The organism is Stenotrophomonas sp. ATs4, assembly GCF_051861585.1.
GTDB classification, from domain to species: Bacteria; Pseudomonadota; Gammaproteobacteria; order Xanthomonadales; family Xanthomonadaceae; genus Stenotrophomonas; species Stenotrophomonas maltophilia_AS.
Genome location: NZ_JBLYPK010000010.1, coordinates 131,720 through 149,996, shown reverse-complemented (window position 1 = coordinate 149,996; position 18,277 = coordinate 131,720). Strand labels below are relative to the sequence as shown.

Here is an 18,277-nt window from a genome sequence, read left to right as displayed (position 1 = left end):
CAGGAATCCAGATTAGATGTCCGCTTACAAGATCACCGAACACAAGTACGACATGGTCGTGGTGGGCGCCGGCGGTGCCGGCCTGCGCGCCACGTTCGGCCTGGCCGCCAAGGGCCTGCAGACCGTGTGCCTGACCAAGGTCTTCCCGACCCGCTCGCACACCGTCGCCGCCCAGGGCGGTATCTCCGCCGCGCTCGGCAACATGGGCGAGGACGACTGGCGCTACCACTTCTTCGACACCATCAAGGGTTCGGACTGGCTGGGCGACCAGGACGCCATCGAGTACATGTGCCGTGAGGCCATTCCGGCCATCATCGAACTCGAACACTACGGCGTGCCGTTCTCGCGTACCGCCGAAGGCAAGATCTACCAGCGTCCGTTCGGTGGCATGACCACCCAGTACGGCGAAGGCCCGGCGGCGCAGCGTACCTGCGCGGCGGCCGACCGTACCGGCCACGCGATGCTGCATACCCTGTACCAGCAGTCGCTGAAGCACGACGCGCGTTTCATGATCGAGTACTTCGCACTCGACCTGATCTTCGATGACGAAGGTGCCTGCCGCGGCGTACTGGCGCTGGACATGTCCGATGGCACGCTGCACCTGTTCCGCGCCCAGGGCGTGGTGCTGGCCACCGGCGGTTACGGCCGTGCCTACTTCAGCGCCACCTCGGCGCACACCTGCACCGGCGACGGTGGTGGCCTGGCCATGCGTGCCGGTATCGCCATGCAGGACATGGAGTTCGTGCAGTTCCACCCGACCGGCATCTACGGCGCCGGCTGCCTGATCACCGAGGGTGTCCGCGGTGAAGGTGGCATCCTGCGCAACAGCAGTGGCGAGCGCTTCATGGAGCGCTACGCACCGCACTACAAGGATCTGGCTTCGCGCGACGTGGTCAGCCGTTCGATGACCATCGAGATCCGCGAAGGCCGCGGCGTCGGCGAGCACAAGGACCACATCCTGCTCGACCTGACCCACCTCGGCCCGGGCGTGATCGACGACAAGCTGCCGGGCATCGCTGAAAGCGCCCGCATCTTCGCCGGCGTCGACGTGCACAAGCAGCCGATCCCGGTCATCCCGACCGTGCACTACAACATGGGCGGCATTCCGACCAACTACCACGGCGAAGTCGTCCGCAAGGATGGCGACAACCCCGATTCGGTGATCCCGGGCCTGTACGCGATCGGCGAAGCCGCCTGCGTGTCGGTGCACGGTGCCAACCGCCTGGGTTCGAACTCGCTGCTGGATCTGGTGGTGTTCGGTCGTGCGGTGGCCAACCGCTGCGCCGAGACCATCAAGCCGGGCGCATCGCACAAGCCGCTGGCGTCTGATGCCTGCGACAAGGCACTGGGCCTGCTGGACAAGCTGCGCCACGCCAACGGTGATACCCCGACCTCGGTCATCCGCGATCGCATGCAGCGCACCATGCAGGCCGACGCGGCGGTCTTCCGCACCAGCCAGACGCTGAAGGAAGGCTGCGAGAAGATGGACAAGATCTTCGACTCGTTCCAGGACGTGAAGGTCTCCGACCGTTCGCTGGTGTGGAACTCGGACCTGATCGAGACCTACGAGCTGAACAACCTGCTGCTGAACGCGGTGGCGACGATCAATTCGGCCGAACAGCGCAAGGAAAGCCGCGGCGCGCATGCGCACGAGGACTTCCCGAACCGCGACGACGTCAACTGGCAGAAGCACACCCTGGTCAGCGTCGACGAGAAGGGCAAGTGCAGCTTCGACTACCGTCCGGTGCACATGTACACGTTGACTGATGACGTGTCCGTAGTGCCGCCGAAGCCGCGCGTGTACTGATCCGCCCCCGCCTACCATGCAATCCGCGCCCAAGGGCGCGGGCCGCCTGAGCCAACGAGAGCAGCCATGGCCGAGTTTTCACTCCCCAAGAATTCCAAGATCACGAAGGGCAAGCACTTCCCCGTCAAGAACGGCGGCAAGAACGTGCGCACCTTCAAGATCTACCGCTGGAGTCCGGACGACGACAGCAACCCGCGCACCGATACCTATGAAGTCGATCTGGACGCCTGTGGCCCGATGGTCCTGGACGCCCTGATCAAGATCAAGAACGAGATCGACCCGACCCTGACCTTCCGCCGCTCCTGCCGCGAAGGTATCTGTGGTTCGTGCGCGATGAACATCGACGGCACCAACACCCTGGCCTGCACCCGAGCCATCTCGGACTGCGGCAAGAAGGAAGTGCCGATCTACCCGCTGCCGCACATGAACGTGGTCAAGGATCTGGTTCCGGACCTGACCCACTTCTACGCGCAGTACGCCTCGATCAAGCCGTGGATCCGCACGCAGACCCCGGCACCGCCGGACCGTGAGCGCCTGCAGTCGCCGGAAGACCGCAAGAAGCTGGACGGCCTGTACGAATGCATCCTGTGCGCCTGCTGCTCGACCAGCTGCCCGAGCTACTGGTGGAACGGCGAGCGTTACCTGGGCCCGGCGATCCTGCTGCAGGCCTACCGCTGGATCATCGACTCGCGCGATGAAGACACCGGTGCGCGCCTGGACGATCTGGAAGATCCGTTCAAGCTTTACCGCTGCCACACCATCATGAACTGCGCCCGGACCTGCCCGAAGGGCCTGAACCCGGCGCTGGCGATCGCCGAGATCAAGAAGCTGATGATGGAACGCCGCGCCTGATCGGGTCTGGCTGTACCCGGTAGAGCCACGCCAAGCGTGGCTGTGCCATCCCAGTAGAGCCACGCCATGCGTGGCTTTGCTGTATCTGGAGAAACACGATGGAAGAAGACGTTCTGCTGAAGAAGCTGCGCTGGCGCTGCCGCCGCGGCATGCGCGAACTGGACCAGCTGTTCGGTCGCTACCTGGACCGCGAGTGGAGTGGTGCGCCGACCGAAGAGCGCGAAGTTTTCCTGTTCCTGCTCGACTGCGAAGACGATAAGTTGTGGCGCTGGTTCATGGGCTATGAGGCCTGTCCGCATGCGCACGCGATCCCTCTCATGCAGAAGATCCTCGCCCTCAAGCCTTGAGTGGCGGCCATCGCGGTTGCAGGCTGCCGCTCAGCTGGCGGTGCTGCTGGCCACGCCCTGGCTCTTGCGCGCGACGGAGTTGCCGCCGCGCCTGCTGATGCCCGCAGTGTTGCTGGCCTGGGGCATCGGCCTGGCCGAGCTGGTATGGCGTCAGCGCAGGCCGCGCGTGCAGGTGCTTCTGCTGGCGCTGCCCGATCCGTTGCAGGTGGCCGGGCAGGACGTGGAGGCACCACAGCTGGTGGTGCGTGGGCCCTGGCTGCTGTTGCTCTGGCGTGAGGACCGGCGCCGCCGGCGCCTGCTGTTCTGGCCCGATGTGCTCGATCCCGGGCAGCGACGTGAACTGCGTCTGGCCGTGGCTGCACGTGCCGTTTCCCGTCGGCCCCGTACGATGGCACCATAAGCTGAATTGACTGGCGTGCCTGCATGTTCAAACCCCTTCCCGTAGCGATTGGCCTGCGTTACCTGCGCGCCAAGCGCCGCAACGGCTTCATCTCCTTCATCTCGATGGCATCGATCCTGGGCATCGCGCTCGGCGTTACGGTGCTGATCACCACGTTGGCGGTGATGAGCGGTTTCCAGAAGGAAATCCGCAGCCGCCTGCTGCAGATGACGGCCCATACCACCATCAGCCGCGACGGCGAGCCGATGCCGGACTGGATGCGGGTGGTCGACGTGGCCAGCAAGGACCCGCGCGTGGCCGGTGCCGCGCCGTACATCGAGATCCAGTCGATGATCAGCGGTCCGCGTGTGCAGGGGGCGATCATCCAGGGCATCGACCCGGCGCTTGAGCCGAAGGTGTCGGTGATCGACAAGAAGGTCACCAAGGGCAGCTACGACAGCCTCAAGCCGGGCAGCTTCAACCTGCTGCTGGGCAAGGAACTGGCGATCTGGCTCGGTGTGGACGTGGGCGACCAGGTGCTGGTGACCTTCGCCGAAGTGCAGGGTACGCCTGCCGGCGCGGTGCCACGGATGAAACGCTTCACCGTCAGCGGCCTCTTCGAGGCTGGCTACAACGAGGTTGACCGAGGTGTCGGCTTTGCCAACATGAAGGACCTGGAGCGCGTACTGCGTTCCGATGGCGCTACCGGCGTGCGCCTGAAACTGCACGATATGGACCGCTCGTTGGAAGTGGGCGTGGACCTGGCACAGAACCTCGGCGGCGCCTACCGCGTGAGCGACTGGACCCAGCAGAACGCCAACCTCTACCACTCGCTGCGCATGGAAAAAGTGGTGATGGGCATTCTGTTGTCGCTGATCATCGCCATGGGCGCCTTCAACCTGGTGTCCTCGCAGGTGATGCTGGTCACCGACAAGCAGGCCGACATCGCCATCCTGCGCACGCTCGGCCTGACTCCGGGCGGGGTGATGCAGGTGTTCATGGTGCAGGGCTCGCTGATCGGCATCTTCGGCACCCTGGCTGGCCTGATCGGCGGTATCACCCTCACCCTCAACTTGGAACGCATCCTCGGTGCCATCGAGAGCGTGTTCAACGTCAAGCTGATGCCGGAGGATGTCTACTACATCACTGGCCTGCCGACCGACATGCAGACCGGCGACGTGGTGGCGATCACCTTGGTCGCGCTGCTGATGAGCTTCCTGGCCACCCTGTATCCCGCCTGGCGGGCAGCACGCACCCAGCCGGCGGAGGCCCTGCGCTATGAATAAGGTCTTCAACCGCGGCGATGAAGTGATCCGCGCCGAAGCGCTTGGCAAAACCTATGCCGAAGGTCGCATGCAGACCCCGGTGTTCGATGGACTTGACCTGACCGTGACCGCTGGCGAGACGGTGGCGATCATCGGTGCCTCCGGTGCCGGCAAGAGCACGTTGCTGCACCTGCTGGGCGGGCTGGATACTCCGACCGCCGGCGAGGTCTACGTGACCGGCCAGCGCATGTCGACGCTGTCGGACACCGCGCGTGGCCTGCTGCGCAACCAGGCGCTGGGCTTCGTCTACCAGTTCCATCACCTGCTGCCGGAGTTCACGGCGCTGGAAAACGTGATGATGCCGGTGCTGCTGGCTGGCACCGCAGTGGCCGAAGCGAGCAGCCGGGCCACCACGCTGCTGGAAGCGGTCGGCCTCGGCCACCGCCTGGACCACAAGCCAGGCGAGCTGTCCGGTGGCGAGCGCCAGCGTGCGGCGGTGGCGCGTGCGCTGGTCAATCATCCGGCCTGCGTGCTCGGTGACGAGCCGACCGGCAACCTGGATGACCGCACGGCTGCAACGGTGTTCGAGCTGATGCTGGAACTCAACCGCGCGCGTCATACCAGCCTGGTGCTGGTCACTCACGACCGCAGCCTGGCGCGCCGCCTGGACCGGGTGTTGGAGCTGCGCGAAGGGCGCCTGCACGCACTGGCCCACGCCGACGTCTGAGGCGCTGGCCTGGCTCTGGTAGATGCCGACCTTGGTCGGCTGCTCCTGCTGGCAAGCGCCAACCAAGGTTGGCGACTACCGGTATCCGGAGCCTTGGGTCTGCTTTGGTAGAGGTCGACCTTGGTCGACCGCCGACCGGTGCCTGAATGGGGCTGCGGGTCGTCGCGCCAGCGTTGCCAGCCCAGGCGCATGATGGCGACAGTTCCCCGAGGAGATCGCCATGAAGACCCCGATCCTGATGGCTGGGCTCTGCCTGGCGCTGGCCGCCTGTGCGACCACCGGTCGGCTCAGCACTGCCGAGAAGCTTGACCTTTACCGTGCCCACGCCGGTGCGCCGCAGAACGACATGCAGTTCTTCGGCAGCCTCAATGGCTGGACCGAACTGGGTGACAGCGCACTGGCGGTATGGACGCGTCCCAGCGAGGCCTACCTGCTGGAGTTGAGAGGCCCCTGCCAGGACCTGCCGTATGCCACCGCCATCGGCCTGACCAGCCAGATGAACCGTGTTTCGGCGCGCTTCGACAAAGTGCTGGTGCGCGACCCTGCCGGCGGCCCACGCCTGCCGTGCTTCATCGACAGCATCCGCAAGCTGGACGTGAAGGCGCTGCGCGCCTCCGAGCAGGAGCTGCGCCAGGCGCAGGTGCAGGAGCGCGAGGAAAACGCGAAATAGCGTGGTAGTGCCGGCCGCTGGCCGGCATCGCGCAGATGCCAGGTTGCCGGCCAGCGGCCGGCACTACCTGTGCGTCAGGCTTCCGGAGTGAAGCCAGCCGGCTTTTCCGCGTCCTTCTCGAACAGGAACTTGACCAGTTCGCCTTCGAGGAACGCGCGATGCTCCGGCGTACGCGGCGACAGGCGGTTTTCGTTGATCAGCATGGTCTGGTGCGCCAGCCACGCGGCCCAGGCCTGCTTGCCGATGTTGTTGAAGATGCGCTGGCCCAGCTCGCCAGGGTAGGGCACGAAGTCCAGGCCCTCGGCATCGCGTTGTTCGTACTGGCAGAAGACGGTTCGGGGCATGGCACTCACTCGTGGTTGCGGGGTTTCTTGGAAGTTCGTTTCGGCGTCTTGATCGTGGCGCCGTCGAGCAGTTTGCGGATTGGCGCCGGCAGGCCCAGTGCGGGCAGCTCGTCGGCGGCGACCCAGCGCAGCGTGGGTGCTTCCACGCGCAGACCGTGCACCTGGCGCGACAGTACCTGAAGGTGCAGCTTGTAGTGGCTGAAGGTGTGTTGCAGTACCGGCAGCTCTTCGGCATCTTCCAGCGAGCCGTCGACATGGGCATCGAACCAGTCCTGCAGCACGCTGCCGGCGTCTGCCTGCGGCAGCGTCCACAGCTGCGCCCAGATGCCGGTGTCGGGCCGCTTCTGCAACAGCACGCGCTGCTGGGCGTCGCGCAGCAGCAGGGCCACTGCTTCGCGCTCGGGCAGGGTCTTGCTGGGCTTGGGCGTGGGTAGTTCAGCGGTGCGGCCTTCACGGCGCGCCACGCAGTCGTCCTGCAGCGGGCAGATCACGCAGGCGGGTTTGGCGCGGCTGCACACCGTTGCGCCCAGGTCCATCTGTGCCTGGGTGTAGTCGGCCATGCGGCCGTTGGGCACCCGTGCCACATGCGCCTCGGCGATCACCCACAGCTGCTTCTCGATGGCCGGCAGGCCGGGAAAGCCGTCGATGCCGTGGTAGCGGCTGAGCACGCGCTTGACGTTGCCATCGAGGATCGCGAACGGGTCGTTCCAGGCCTGGCTGAGGATCGCGCCAGCGGTGCTGCGGCCGATGCCGGGCAGCGCGTGCAACGCGTCGAAATCACGCGGCAGATCGCCGCCGTGCAGTTCCACGCAGCGCTTTGCAGCGGCATGCAGGTTGCGTGCGCGGGCGTAGTAGCCGAGCCCGGCCCACTGCGCCATCACCGCGTCATTGCTGGCAGCGGCGAGATCGGGCAGGGTCGGGAAGTGCTGCAGGAACCGCTGGAAATACGGGATGACCGTGGCCACCTGGGTCTGCTGCAGCATGATTTCCGACAACCACACGCGGTAGGGGCTGCGCGGGTGCTGCCAGGGCAGGTCGTGGCGACCGTGGTCGTCGAACCAGTGCAGCAGGCGGGCGACGAAGCCGTCTTCCTGGGTAGTGCTGGCGCTGGCGTGCGGCTGGCGGGGCATCGGTGTTCCGGAGGTGGGCAGCCACCCAAGGGGGGGCTCTACTGTGGTGGGTGCCGCCGCGATAAACCCCGCGCGGCCCGGAGCGCAGTAGAGCCACGCCATGCGTGGCTGCACGGTGTATCAGCCGCCCAGCGCTTCGGGCAGCAGGGCATCGACGAAGGCTTCCGGATCGAATACGCGCAGGTCTTCCGGGCGCTCGCCGATGCCGGCGAAGCGGATCGGAATGCCGAATTCGCGGGCCAGCGCGAACACCACGCCACCCTTGGCGGTGCCGTCCAGCTTGGTCACCACCAGGCCGGTCACGTTCACCGCCGCATTGAACTGGCGCAGCTGCGACAACGCGTTCTGGCCGGTGGTGCCGTCGATCACCATCAGCACTTCGTGCGGTGCGGTGGGGTCGATCTTGCCGAGCACACGGCGGATCTTGCCCAGCTCGTTCATCAGGCCGGACTGGGTGTGCAGGCGGCCGGCGGTGTCGGCGATCAGCACGGAAGTGCCGCGCGCCTTGCCGGCCTGCAGTGCGTCGAACGCTACCGAAGCGGCATCGGCATTCTGGCCTTGTGCGACCACGGCCACGCCATTGCGCTCGCCCCAGGCTTGCAGCTGGGCCACGGCGGCGGCACGGAAGGTGTCACCGGCGGCCAGCATCAGGCTGTGGCCTTCATCCTTGAAGCGCTTGGCCAGCTTGCCGATGGTGGTGGTCTTGCCGACGCCGTTGACGCCGACGGTCAGCACCACGAAGGGCTTGGCGTTGCGGTCGATCACCAGCGGCTTGGCCACAGGCTGCAGGATCGCGATCAGCTCGGCACGCAGCGCCGACAGCAGTGCGTTGGCGTCGACGAATTCCCGCGCCTTCATGCGCTTGCGCAGGCCTTCGACCAGATCGGTGGTGGCACCCACGCCGACGTCGGCGGTGATCAGTGCGGTTTCCAGTTCGTCCAGCAGGTCGTCGTCGAGCTTGGGGTTGCGCGAGAACAGGCCGCCAAAGCTGCGCGCGATGACACTGTTGCGCAGGCGCTCGCGCCAGCCGGGCTTGCCGGCGGGGGCTGGAATGGCATCGACCGAGGCGGCGGCCGGCAGATCGTCAGTGACCGGTACCAGTGCCGGGGTGGGCTCAGGCAGCGGTGTGGGTGCCGGTTCGATGGCCGGGGTCGCGACGGGGGCGACGTCGATCTGCGCCGCCGGCGCTGGAGCGCTCGGCGCCGGAGCTGCCGGAATCTGTGCCACCGGAGCCGGAACCACCGGAATGGGCTCGACGGCGACCGGAGCGATCGTCGGCGGCTCGACGGTAGCAGGCGCAGCCGGAGGCGCTACTGGGACCGGCTTCTTGTCCTCGGCCGGCGCGGCAGACGGGAACGCCGCCGCCAGCTCTTCAGCCGAGTAGTGCTGGGTCTTGGGTGCCTCCGTGGTGGGGGCATCCTGGGGCTTCTTGCGGCGGAAAAAACTGAGCATTGGCAAAAGGCGCTGAAATCAGAGGGATATGCTACCACTCGGGCCTGTCGGGCCGATGTGGACTCAAGGTCGCGGCCCATCAGCCGTTAACCGGTCCGAAGGGCTGCGCAGTGCGGCCCGGAAACCGCCATGAACAACGTGATGGGAATCGCCCTCGGCGGGATGCGCGCGGCTCAGCAGGGCATGCAGGTGGCCGCGCACAACGTGGCCAATCTGGCGACCGCCGATGCCCAGCGCCTGCAGTTGCAGCGCGGTGCCGCTGAGCAGGGGGGGGGCAGGCCTCGGTGATTCCCGCCGGCGCCGATGCCGCCGCGCCGCTGGGTGATCTGCTGGCGGCGAAAGCCGAGGTGGTGGCCTTCGCCGCCAATGCTGCGGTGATTCGTCGCCAGGATCAGATGCTGGGCTCACTGCTGGATCGCGAAGCCTGAGCCTCTCGGCAGGTGCCAACCGCCGCCCTTGGTGGGTGCCAACCTTGGTTGGCATGCTCGACCCGCCCTGGTAGGTGCCAACCTTGGTTGGCACGCTTATGTAGAGTCGAGCCATGCTCGACTGCTTTTCGAGCGCCAACCAAGGTTGGCCTCTACCAGGGCAGGAGCCGCCAACCAAGGTTGGCCTCCACCAGAGCATCGCCAGGTAGCGCCGGGCCATGCCCGGCGACCACCCTGTCGATCAGGCCGACAGCTCCAGCAGCAGCTTGTTCAGGCGTGCCACATAGGCGCCCGGGTCCTTCAAGCTGTCACCGGCAGCCAGCGCGGCCTGGTCGAACAGCACCCGGCCCAGATCGTCGAAACGCGCGCCATCGGCTTCGGCATCGAGCTTGGCGATCAGCGGGTGGCCCGGATTGATTTCCAGCACCGGCTTGCTGTCCGGCACCTTCTGCCCGCTGGCTTCCAGAATCTGGCGCATCTGCAGGCCCAGATCCTGTTCGCCGATGGCCAGCACCGCCGGCGAATCGGTCAGGCGGTGCGAGACGCGCACTTCGGCCACGTCATCGCCCAGCACCGTCTTCAGGCGCTCGACCAGGCCCTGCTTGTCCTTCGCCGCCGCTTCCTGTTCCTGCTTGTCGGCCTCGCTTTCCAGCGCGCCCAGGTCGAGGTCGCCACGAGCGATGTCGACGAAGCCCTTGCCGTCGAAATCGGTCAGGTAGCCCATCAGCCACTCATCGATACGGTCGGTCAGCAGCAACACTTCCACACCCTTCTTGCGGAACACTTCCAGGTGCGGGCTGTTGCGCACCTGGCTGTAGCTCTCGCCGGTCAGGTAATAGATCTTGTCCTGGCTTTCGGTCATGCGGCCGATGTAGTCGGCCAGCGACACGGTCTGCGCATCGGCGTCGCCTCGGGTGGAGGCGAAGCGCAGCAGGCCGGCCACCTTCTCGCGGTTGTTGTAGTCCTCGGCCGGGCCTTCCTTCAGCACCTGGCCGAACTCCTTCCAGAACGTGGCGTACTGCTCGGGCTTGTCGTTGGACAGCTTCTCCAGCATGTCCAGCGAACGCTTGGTCAGCGCCGCCTTCATCGAATCGATGACCGGGCCGGATTGCAGGATCTCGCGCGAGACGTTCAGCGACAGGTCGTTGGAATCGACCACGCCCTTGATGAAGCGCAGGTACAGCGGCAGGAACTGCTCGGCCTGGTCCATCACGAACACGCGCTGCACGTACAACTTCAGGCCCTTGGGCGCATCGCGGTGATACAGGTCGAACGGCGCGCGGCCGGGCACGTACAGCAGCGAGGTGTACTCCAGCTTGCCTTCGACCTTGTTATGGCTCCACGCCAGCGGGTCGCTGTGGTCGTGCGCCACGTGTTTGTAGAACTCGGTGTACTCGGCGTCGCTGATCTCGGTGCGCGGGCGGGTCCAGAGCGCGCTGGCGCGGTTGACGGTTTCCCATTCGACCGCAGCGCCTTCTTCGCCACCTTCCTTGGGCATCTGGATCGGCAGGCCGATGTGGTCCGAATACTTCTTGAGGATGCTGCGCAGGCGCCAGCCATCGGCGAAGTCATGCTCGCCGTCCTTCAGGTGCAGCACGATCTGGGTGCCGCGCTCGGCCTTGTCGATGGTGGCAACGTCGAAGTCACCTTCGCCGCGCGAGGTCCAGCGCACGCCTTCGCCCGCAGCCAGACCGGCGCGGCGCGAGGTCACTTCCACTTCGTCGGCAACGATGAAGGCGCTGTAGAAGCCGACGCCGAACTGACCGATCAGCTGCGAATCCTTCTTCTGGTCACCGGACAGCTGACGCAGGAAGTCGCCGGTGCCGGACTTGGCGATCGTGCCGAGGTGGGCGATGGCTTCGGCACGGCTCATGCCAATGCCGTTGTCTTCGATGGTGATGGTGTGGGCGGCCGGGTCGAAGCTGACGCGCACGCGCAGCTCGATGTCGCCTTCCAGCAGTTCCGGCTGGGTCAGGGCCTCGAAGCGCAGCTTGTCGGCGGCGTCGGCGGCGTTGGAGACCAGCTCGCGGAGGAAGATTTCCTTGTTGGAGTACAGCGAGTGGATCATCAGCTGCAGCAGCTGCTTGACTTCGGTTTGGAAGCCAAGGGTTTCGGTCTGGGTGGTCTCGGTCATCGATAAGGCTCCGTGTGCAATGCCGCGCCAGCGCGTGCGGCCTCGCCAAGGGGTATGGCTGATTGTCCCGAAATCAAGGGGTCGGTCTGGCAGGGCTGCGCCCTGCACCCGCAGAGGCCAAGGCAACAGCAACAGCAACAGCAACAGCAACAGCGGCATTCCGTGGGATGGCGGCGCACTGTGGGTTCGCGGGGACGCCGTGAACCCGTCCATGGGGGCTTGGTCGCCGCATCCATGCGGCTCACACCCCGCGAACCCACAGTGCCCCGCCTTCGACAGTTGGCCGGCGGCCAGTAGATCCACGCTATGCGTGGATGGAAATCTGTCAGATTCGGATTGCGTCTGGGGCAGAGCCCCCTGAGTCAGGGGGCGGCCGCGAAGCGGCGGGGGTATGGGCGTTGGTAAGGGGGGCCCGCGTTTCGCGCAGCGAAGCGTGGGAGCGACAGCGCGCATGCGTTGGCGCGTACCCGGGCAAAGCCCGGCCGAACTACAATCCCGCTCATGCTGAAATTCTCGAATGAACCCCACCGGGGGCGCTGGTGAGCGGCCGTGATGGCAATGACGGCCAGGTCCGCATCATCGGCGGGCGCTGGCGCAATACCCGCCTGCCGGTCCCGACCCTGCCGGGGCTGCGGCCCAGCAGCGACCGCGTGCGCGAGACCCTTTTCAACTGGCTGATGCCCAAACTGGGCGGCGCGCGGGTGCTGGACCTGTTCGCCGGCAGCGGTGCGCTGGGCCTGGAGGCGGTATCGCGCGGTGCCGCCCACGCCACCCTGGTCGAACGCGATGCGCAGCTGGGACGCAATTTGACCGCCGCCGTAGCCAAGCTGCAGGCCACCGACCAGGTCACCGTCGTGCAGGCCGATGCCCTGCGCTGGCTGCAGGGGGCGCAGGCGCAGCAGGCCGATCTGGTGTTCATCGACCCGCCGTTCGCCGATGGCCTGTGGCAGGACGTGCTGGCCCAGTTGCCGCGGCACTTGGCCGCCGATGCCTGGCTGTACCTGGAATCGCCGGCCGGCCACGTGCCGGTGCTGCCGCCGGACTGGCTGCTGCACCGCGAGGGCGGCACCCGCGAGGTGCGCTTTGCCCTGTACCGCCGCGCCACTGCTACACTTTGACCTCATCTGAACATCTGCAACCGCCCATGACCGTGGCCAATCGCCGCATCGCCGTTTACCCCGGCACGTTCGACCCCATCACCAACGGTCATATCGACCTGGTGAGCCGGGCCGCGCCGCTGTTCGAAAAGGTCGTGGTCGGTGTGGCGCAGAGCCCGTCCAAGGGCCCGGCGCTGCCGCTGGAGCAGCGCGTGCAGCTCGCGCGTGGCGCATTGGGCCATCACAGCAACGTCGAGGTGATCGGCTTCGATACGCTGCTGGCTCACTTCGTACGTTCGGTGCAGGGTGGCGTCCTGCTGCGCGGCCTGCGCGCGGTGTCCGATTTCGAGTACGAGTTCCAGATGGCCAGCATGAACCGCCATCTGATCCCGGAGGTCGAGACCCTGTTCCTGACCCCGGCCGAGCAGCACAGCTTCATCTCGTCCTCGCTGGTCCGCGAGATCGCGCGCCTGGGCGGCGACGTGTCCGGTTTCGTGCCGGCCGCGGTGCTCGAAGCCCTGCGCAAGGTCCGCGAAGCGAAGTCGGCACAGTCGTAAGCCCCGCTGTACCCGCACCCCCTTTACGTACAACACCACGCACCATTCCGGGAGGAAACCCATGAACACCACCATGCGCGCGATGCTGATCGCTTCGTTGGCCCTGGCCTTCACCGCCTGCAAGAAGGAAGAGGCCGCTCCGGTCGACGAGGCCAAGCAGGCTCTGGTCGCTCCGTCCAAGGACGACGATGCAGGCTGGAAGAAGTACCTGCAGGAAGTGGCGATCCAGAACATGGGCAACATCACCAACAGCCCGTTCCTGTACTACCTCTCGCCGGAATCGGACCCGGACTTCCAGGCCAAGTACGAGCGCCAGACCGAGAGCGCGACCCAGGCCGTGGCCCGTGGCGTGCAGCCGGGCAACATGCTGGCCTTCGGTTCGTCGGCCTCGGGCAAGATGGCTGACATGATCCAGGCCGTGTTCAAGGACGTGTCGCCGGACTCGATGAAGGGCGTGCGTGTCGTCTTCATCGGCCAGTCGGCCGACAACGCCCGCGTGCAGGCTGCGATCCAGCCGACCGGTGCCGAGTACATTTTCGTCGAAGCCAAGTAATACCGAGCCATGGCGGCCATGCTCCGGCATGGCCCGGGCGGCGCCCCGCAAGGGTGCCGCTGATGACCTGACCGGCCCGCGCGCCCGCGCTGGCCGGTCCTTTGTCCCAGGGCGCGGGCGAGGAGTATCGCCGTGTCGCTGAAAATCAACGAGCTCTGCGTCAACTGCGACGTATGCGAGCCGGCCTGCCCGAACCAGGCCATTGCGATGGGTGAAACCATCTACGTGATCGACCCTGCGCGCTGCACCGAATGCGTGGGTCATTTCGACGAACCACAGTGCGTGGTCGTCTGCCCGGTCGAGTGCATCGACCCGGACCCGGAGATCGTGGAAACGGAAGACCAGCTGCTGGCCAAGCTGCGCCAGCTGCAGCACGATCACCCCGAACTCTACGCGGAGCCCCCATCCGAATGAAGACGCTGATCGTCCGCCCCCTGTTGCTGCTCGGCCTGCTGCTGAGCCCGATCGCCTGGGCCGACAGCCCGGCCCGAGCCGAACACCCCGACGGCGCGGCCATTGCCAGTGGCCACCGGCTGGCCACCCAGGCCGGCATCGACATCCTGGCCCAGGGCGGCAACGCCTTCGACGCCGCGGTGGCGGTGTCGTCCACGCTGGCGGTGGTCGAGCCGATCAGTTCCGGCCTCGGCGGCGGCGGCTTCTTCCTGCTGCATGATGCGGCCACTGGCAAGGACGTGATGCTGGACGCGCGCGAAACCGCGCCGGCCGCTGCGACCCCGCAGGCCTACCTGGACAAGAAGGGCGACCTCGACCGTGACCGTTCGGTCAACGGGCCTTGGTCGGCGGGTATCCCCGGCCTGCCGGCCGCGTTGGTCGAACTCTCCACCAAGCACGGCAAGCTGCCGTTGTCGGCTTCGCTGCAGCCGGCGATCCGAATCGCGCGCGAGGGCTTCCCGGTATATGACCGCATGGCCAAGGGCTACGCCTCGCGCCGGGAAGTGATGGAGCGCTACCCCGGCACGCGCGAGGTCTACCTGCGCAATGGCAAGCCGATCGCTACCGGTGACCTGTTCCAGCAGCCGGAACTGGCGCAGACGCTGGAGCGCCTTGCAACTGACGGCTTCGATGGTTTCTACAAGGGCCAGACCGGCAAGCTGCTGCTGGCCGGCGTGAAGCAGGCCGGTGGCAAGTGGACTGCCGAGGAACTGGCCGGCTACCGCGTGAAGCTGCGCGAGCCGATCGTCTTCAACTACCGCGAATGGAAGATCACCACGGCCTCGCCGCCGTCTTCCGGCGGTATCGCCCTGGCCAGCATGCTGCAGATCCTGGAGGGTTGGGACCTGAAGTCGATGGATGAGGCCCACCGCACCCACCTGGTGGTGGAGGCGATGCGTCGTGCCTACCGCGACCGCACCTTCTTCCTTGGCGATCCGGACTTCGTGCAGATCCCGCAGAAGGTGCTGACCAGCAAGGACTATGCACAGGGCCTGCGCGCCACCATCCATCCGGACAAGGCCACGCCCAGCGACCTGCTGTCGGGCAATCCGACGCCGCTGGAAGACGACGAGACCACGCACTTCTCGATCATCGACCGTGACGGCAACCGTGTCGGCGCCACCCAGACCGTCAACCTGCTGTACGGTTCGGGCCTGATTCCGAAGGGCACGGGTGTGCTGCTGAACAACGAGATGGACGACTTCGCGTTGAAGCCGGGCACGCCCAATGCGTTCGGCGTGATGGGCTACGCGGCCAATGCGCCCAAGGCCGGCAAGCGCATGCTCAGCTCGATGACGCCGACCTTCATGGAGAACGCCGACAAGGTGGTGGTGCTGGGCACCCCGGGTGGCAGCCGCATCATCACCATGGTGCTGCTGGGCATTCTCGGCTACGACGCGGGCCTCGACGCGCAGCAGGTTGCCGCGCTGCCGCGCTACCATCACCAGTGGCTGCCGGACCTGATCGAAGCCGAGAACGATGCGTTCGACGCCGACACGGTGAAGCAGCTGCAAGCGATGGGTCACAAGATCGACCTGCCGGGCAATGTCGCGGCCGGTGGCCGCGGTTCCAGCCACGTGTGGGGCAACCTGCAGACCGTGGAATGGGACCGCAAGGCGAACACGCTGTTCGGCGGCAGCGACCCGCGCAATCCGGTGGGCAGTGCCCAGGTCGTACCGGCACGCTGATCCGGTAGCGCCGGGCCCTGGCTGGCAATCTGGCTCATTACCGAAACCCCGCCCGCACCGGCGGGGTTTCCTGTTTCCGTTCTAGCGATTATTTAACGACCCGGCGCCGATAATCGACACATGAAACTCTGGTCTATTCGTGGAAACTCGCAGCGCCTTGATGGCGGCGCGATGTTCGGCAACGCGCCGCGCGCGTTGTGGGAAAAATGGGCGGCACCGGACGAGCTCAATCGCATCGAGCTGGCCTGCCGTGCGCTGCTTGCCAGTCCGCTCGAAGGTAAGACGGTGCTGTTTGAAACCGGTATTGGTGCGTTCTTCGATCCGCGCATGCGCGAGCGCTACGGCGTGCAGGAAAGCCAGCATGTGCTGATCGATTCGCTGCGCGAAGCGGGGTTCGAGCACGAGGATATCGACGTGGTGGTGCTCAGCCACCTGCACTTCGATCATGCCGGTGGCCTGCTGGCGGCATGGAGCGAGGGGCGTGAGCCGGAGCTGCTGTTCCCGAACGCGACCTACGTGGTCGGTGCGCAGCACTGGCAGCGTGCGTTGCAACCGCATCCGCGCGATCGCGCCAGTTTCATTCCGGAACTCCCAGCCCTGCTGCAGGCCAGTGGCCGCCTGGAAGTGGTGGACGGTGAATACTCCAAGGCGCTGGGTCACAGCGTGCGTTTCAGTTACAGCGATGGCCACACGCCGGGACTGATGCTGGCCGAGATTGTCGGTCATGCACGCGCCGATGAATCACCGAAGGGTGGCGTGGTGTTCTGCGCCGATCTGATTCCGGGCCGCTCCTGGGTGCACGTGCCGATCACCATGGGTTACGACCGCAATGCCGAGCTGCTGATCGACGAAAAGCGGCGGTTCCTCGAAGACAAGCTGGCGCGCAATGTGCATCTGTTCTTCACCCACGACCCGCAGGTGGCGCTGGCGCAGCTGGGCCGCGATGACAAGGGCCGTTTCGTGACCCTGCATGAGCAGGGTGAACTGAAGGCGCGCGCCCTGGGGTAATGAAATGGCCGGGCGTCGCCCGGCCTTTCATCGATGGCGGTGCATCCACGCCATGCGTGGATGGATAGCCGTTGATATCAGTAGATCCACGCCATGCGTGGATGGGCCGCCGTTACGACGCCTTCAGGCAGCTGCTCATGAAGGTTTTGCGCGCATCACCGGCCAGCTTCTTCGTACCGGCATCGGCGTTGCATTTGCGCATGCGTTCCTGCGGAGTTGTCGCGGCCTTGGTATCGGCGGCGTGGCCGCTGAGGCAGGAGCTCTGCGCGGTCTTGTAGGCATCGCCCTTCAAGCCCTTGTTCTTGGCCGAGCAGTCGGCCATGCGCTGCTGCTGCGGCGTGGTGGCGTTGGCTGCCAGGGGCAGGCCGACCAGCAGGACAGCGGCCAGCAGGAAAGAGGCTTTCATCGGTGAGCTCCAAGGATGGCGGGTGCGCGGAGCATTCGCTTCCGGCCAGCAAGACCACGTGAAGAATCGCGCCATTGCCGCGCCTGCTTGCGGTGCCATTCAGAACGGCGTATTACTTAGCTATATGGGTAAGTATGATCCCGCCATTCAAGAGATCTTCCAGGCGCTGGCCGACCCGACGCGCTGCGCGATCGTGGCCGCGCTCGGGCAGGGGCCGTGCACGGTGTCGATGCTGGCCGAACCCTTTGAGATGGCCTTGCCTTCGTTGATGAAACACCTGGCCGTGCTGGAACGCAGTGGCGTTGTGCGCAGCCACAAGCAGGGGCGCGTGCGCACCTGCGAACTGGTGCCGGCGCGACTGGGCCAGGCCGAACAGTGGCTGGCCGGCCAACGCGCCGCGTGGGAGGCACGCGCCGACCGCATGGTCGATTTCGTTGAAACGCTTCACCGACAGGAGCAGGCCCATGGCCGTAGACGCAGGCAACAACCCTGACACCGATCTGATCATCAGCCGTGTGCTGAACGCACCGCGTGCCGCCTTGTGGCGGGCGTGGACCGACCCGGAACTGCTGCGCCAGTGGTGGTGCCCGAAGCCGTGGACCACCGAGGTGTGCGCATTCGATCTGCGCCCCGGCGGTGCCTTCCACACCTTCATGCAGGGCCCCGATGGCGGCAGCAGTGACAATCCGGGCAGCTTCCTTGAGATCGTGCCGCAACAGCGCCTGGTGTTCACCTCGATGCTGGGCGCGGGCTGGCGACCGCAGTCACCGTGGCTGGGCTTCACTGCCATCATCACGATGGAGGACGAAGGGCAGGGCTGCCGCTACACCGCGCAGGTGATGCACCCGGACAAGGCCCTGCGCGACCAGCATGAGCAGTTGGGCTTCTTCGACGGCTGGAACACGGTCATTGGCCAGCTGGAGGCCTTCGCGGCCAGCCTGTAGTGCCTCGCCTGGGGTCAGAGCCCTCTCCGCAGGAGA

20 protein-coding genes and 1 pseudogene are annotated in these 18,277 nt (G+C 66.1%); 16 read left to right on the top strand and 5 right to left on the bottom strand.

Annotated elements, in window-relative coordinates; genetic code table 11:
- Window positions 1-16: 16 nt before the first annotated feature.
- The 7 genes from sdhA to ABR323_RS17800 all read left to right on the top strand — a co-directional run bounded on the left by sdhA (window position 17) and on the right by ABR323_RS17800 (window position 6,047).
- Complete coding sequence (gene sdhA / locus ABR323_RS17830) at window positions 17-1,807, top strand: succinate dehydrogenase flavoprotein subunit (protein WP_439450254.1); 1,791 nt, start codon at window positions 17-19, stop codon at window positions 1,805-1,807.
- Window positions 1,808-1,873: 66 nt separating this feature from the next.
- Window positions 1,874-2,659 carry a succinate dehydrogenase iron-sulfur subunit gene (locus tag ABR323_RS17825; RefSeq protein ID WP_005409079.1) on the top strand — a complete coding sequence of 262 codons (786 nt, stop codon included), beginning with the start codon at window positions 1,874-1,876 and terminating at the stop codon, window positions 2,657-2,659.
- Window positions 2,660-2,757: 98 nt separating this feature from the next.
- Window positions 2,758-3,006: a succinate dehydrogenase assembly factor 2 gene (locus ABR323_RS17820; protein WP_126929116.1), complete on the top strand. Its 249-nt coding sequence runs from the start codon at window positions 2,758-2,760 to the stop codon at window positions 3,004-3,006.
- On the top strand, window positions 2,957-3,406 hold the full coding sequence (locus tag ABR323_RS17815) for a hypothetical protein (RefSeq protein ID WP_439450253.1): 450 nt from the start codon (window positions 2,957-2,959) through the stop codon (window positions 3,404-3,406). Before ABR323_RS17820 ends, ABR323_RS17815 begins: the two co-directional genes overlap by 50 nt.
- Before the next feature lie 23 nt (window positions 3,407-3,429).
- On the top strand, window positions 3,430-4,671 hold the full coding sequence (locus tag ABR323_RS17810) for a lipoprotein-releasing ABC transporter permease subunit (RefSeq protein ID WP_439450252.1): 1,242 nt from the start codon (window positions 3,430-3,432) through the stop codon (window positions 4,669-4,671).
- Complete coding sequence (lolD, locus tag ABR323_RS17805; RefSeq protein WP_135273180.1) at window positions 4,664-5,377, top strand: lipoprotein-releasing ABC transporter ATP-binding protein LolD; 714 nt, start codon at window positions 4,664-4,666, stop codon at window positions 5,375-5,377. Before ABR323_RS17810 ends, lolD begins: the two co-directional genes overlap by 8 nt.
- Before the next feature lie 220 nt (window positions 5,378-5,597).
- Window positions 5,598-6,047 (top strand): DUF6491 family protein, encoded by a 450-nt coding sequence (locus ABR323_RS17800; RefSeq protein WP_439450251.1) that lies wholly within the window; start codon window positions 5,598-5,600, stop codon window positions 6,045-6,047.
- A gap of 74 nt (window positions 6,048-6,121) precedes the next feature.
- Here the strand turns inward: ABR323_RS17800 and ABR323_RS17795 are convergent, their stop codons facing one another.
- The 3 genes from ABR323_RS17795 to ftsY form a co-directional block, all read right to left on the bottom strand.
- Window positions 6,122-6,391, bottom strand: a complete 270-nt coding sequence (locus tag ABR323_RS17795; RefSeq protein WP_014036808.1) for an oxidative damage protection protein — start codon at window positions 6,389-6,391, stop codon at window positions 6,122-6,124.
- 5 nt (window positions 6,392-6,396) lie between these two features.
- A complete protein-coding gene (gene mutY / locus ABR323_RS17790; protein ID WP_439450250.1) occupies window positions 6,397-7,521 on the bottom strand; it encodes an A/G-specific adenine glycosylase in 1,125 nt (374 codons plus the stop codon).
- A 120-nt stretch (window positions 7,522-7,641) separates the two neighbouring features.
- Complete coding sequence (ftsY, locus tag ABR323_RS17785; protein WP_439450249.1) at window positions 7,642-8,973, bottom strand: signal recognition particle-docking protein FtsY; 1,332 nt, start codon at window positions 8,971-8,973, stop codon at window positions 7,642-7,644.
- Window positions 8,974-9,102: 129 nt separating this feature from the next.
- Here ftsY and ABR323_RS17780 point away from each other — a divergent pair.
- Window positions 9,103-9,401 (top strand): annotated as a pseudogene (locus tag ABR323_RS17780) (hypothetical protein).
- Window positions 9,402-9,642: 241 nt separating this feature from the next.
- Here the strand turns inward: ABR323_RS17780 and htpG are convergent.
- Window positions 9,643-11,535 carry a molecular chaperone HtpG gene (htpG, locus tag ABR323_RS17775; RefSeq protein ID WP_439450248.1) on the bottom strand — a complete coding sequence of 631 codons (1,893 nt, stop codon included), beginning with the start codon at window positions 11,533-11,535 and terminating at the stop codon, window positions 9,643-9,645.
- Window positions 11,536-12,074: 539 nt separating this feature from the next.
- On the opposite strand from htpG, the gene rsmD reads away from it, so the two are divergent.
- The 6 genes from rsmD (at window position 12,075) to ABR323_RS17745 (ending at window position 16,891) form a co-directional block, all read left to right on the top strand.
- Complete coding sequence (rsmD, locus tag ABR323_RS17770; RefSeq protein WP_439450247.1) at window positions 12,075-12,653, top strand: 16S rRNA (guanine(966)-N(2))-methyltransferase RsmD; 579 nt, start codon at window positions 12,075-12,077, stop codon at window positions 12,651-12,653.
- Between the two features lie 26 nt (window positions 12,654-12,679).
- Entirely contained in the window at window positions 12,680-13,189 is a 510-nt protein-coding gene (coaD, locus tag ABR323_RS17765) for a pantetheine-phosphate adenylyltransferase (RefSeq protein WP_008267036.1), read from the top strand.
- A 61-nt stretch (window positions 13,190-13,250) separates the two neighbouring features.
- Entirely contained in the window at window positions 13,251-13,742 is a 492-nt protein-coding gene (locus tag ABR323_RS17760; protein WP_004153167.1) for a hypothetical protein, read from the top strand.
- 132 nt (window positions 13,743-13,874) lie between these two features.
- Window positions 13,875-14,156 carry a YfhL family 4Fe-4S dicluster ferredoxin gene (locus ABR323_RS17755; RefSeq protein WP_004153175.1) on the top strand — a complete coding sequence of 94 codons (282 nt, stop codon included), beginning with the start codon at window positions 13,875-13,877 and terminating at the stop codon, window positions 14,154-14,156.
- On the top strand, window positions 14,153-15,883 hold the full coding sequence (ggt, locus tag ABR323_RS17750) for a gamma-glutamyltransferase (protein WP_439450246.1): 1,731 nt from the start codon (window positions 14,153-14,155) through the stop codon (window positions 15,881-15,883). Before ABR323_RS17755 ends, ggt begins: the two co-directional genes overlap by 4 nt.
- A gap of 120 nt (window positions 15,884-16,003) precedes the next feature.
- A complete protein-coding gene (locus ABR323_RS17745) occupies window positions 16,004-16,891 on the top strand; it encodes an MBL fold metallo-hydrolase (RefSeq protein ID WP_439450245.1) in 888 nt (295 codons plus the stop codon).
- A gap of 112 nt (window positions 16,892-17,003) precedes the next feature.
- On the opposite strand, the gene ABR323_RS17740 is transcribed toward ABR323_RS17745, so the two are convergent.
- The gene (locus ABR323_RS17740) at window positions 17,004-17,297 is read right to left on the bottom strand and encodes a PsiF family protein (RefSeq protein ID WP_135273189.1); all 294 of its coding nucleotides are present in this window, start codon (window positions 17,295-17,297) and stop codon (window positions 17,004-17,006) included.
- A 58-nt stretch (window positions 17,298-17,355) separates the two neighbouring features.
- Here ABR323_RS17740 and ABR323_RS17735 point away from each other — a divergent pair, with 58 nt between their 5' ends.
- Together ABR323_RS17735 and ABR323_RS17730 are read left to right on the top strand one after the other, a co-directional pair.
- Window positions 17,356-17,790 carry an ArsR/SmtB family transcription factor gene (locus tag ABR323_RS17735; protein ID WP_439450244.1) on the top strand — a complete coding sequence of 145 codons (435 nt, stop codon included), beginning with the start codon at window positions 17,356-17,358 and terminating at the stop codon, window positions 17,788-17,790.
- Window positions 17,762-18,241, top strand: a complete 480-nt coding sequence (locus ABR323_RS17730; protein ID WP_439450243.1) for an SRPBCC family protein — start codon at window positions 17,762-17,764, stop codon at window positions 18,239-18,241. Before ABR323_RS17735 ends, ABR323_RS17730 begins: the two co-directional genes overlap by 29 nt.
- The last annotated feature ends 36 nt before the right edge of the window (window positions 18,242-18,277 follow it).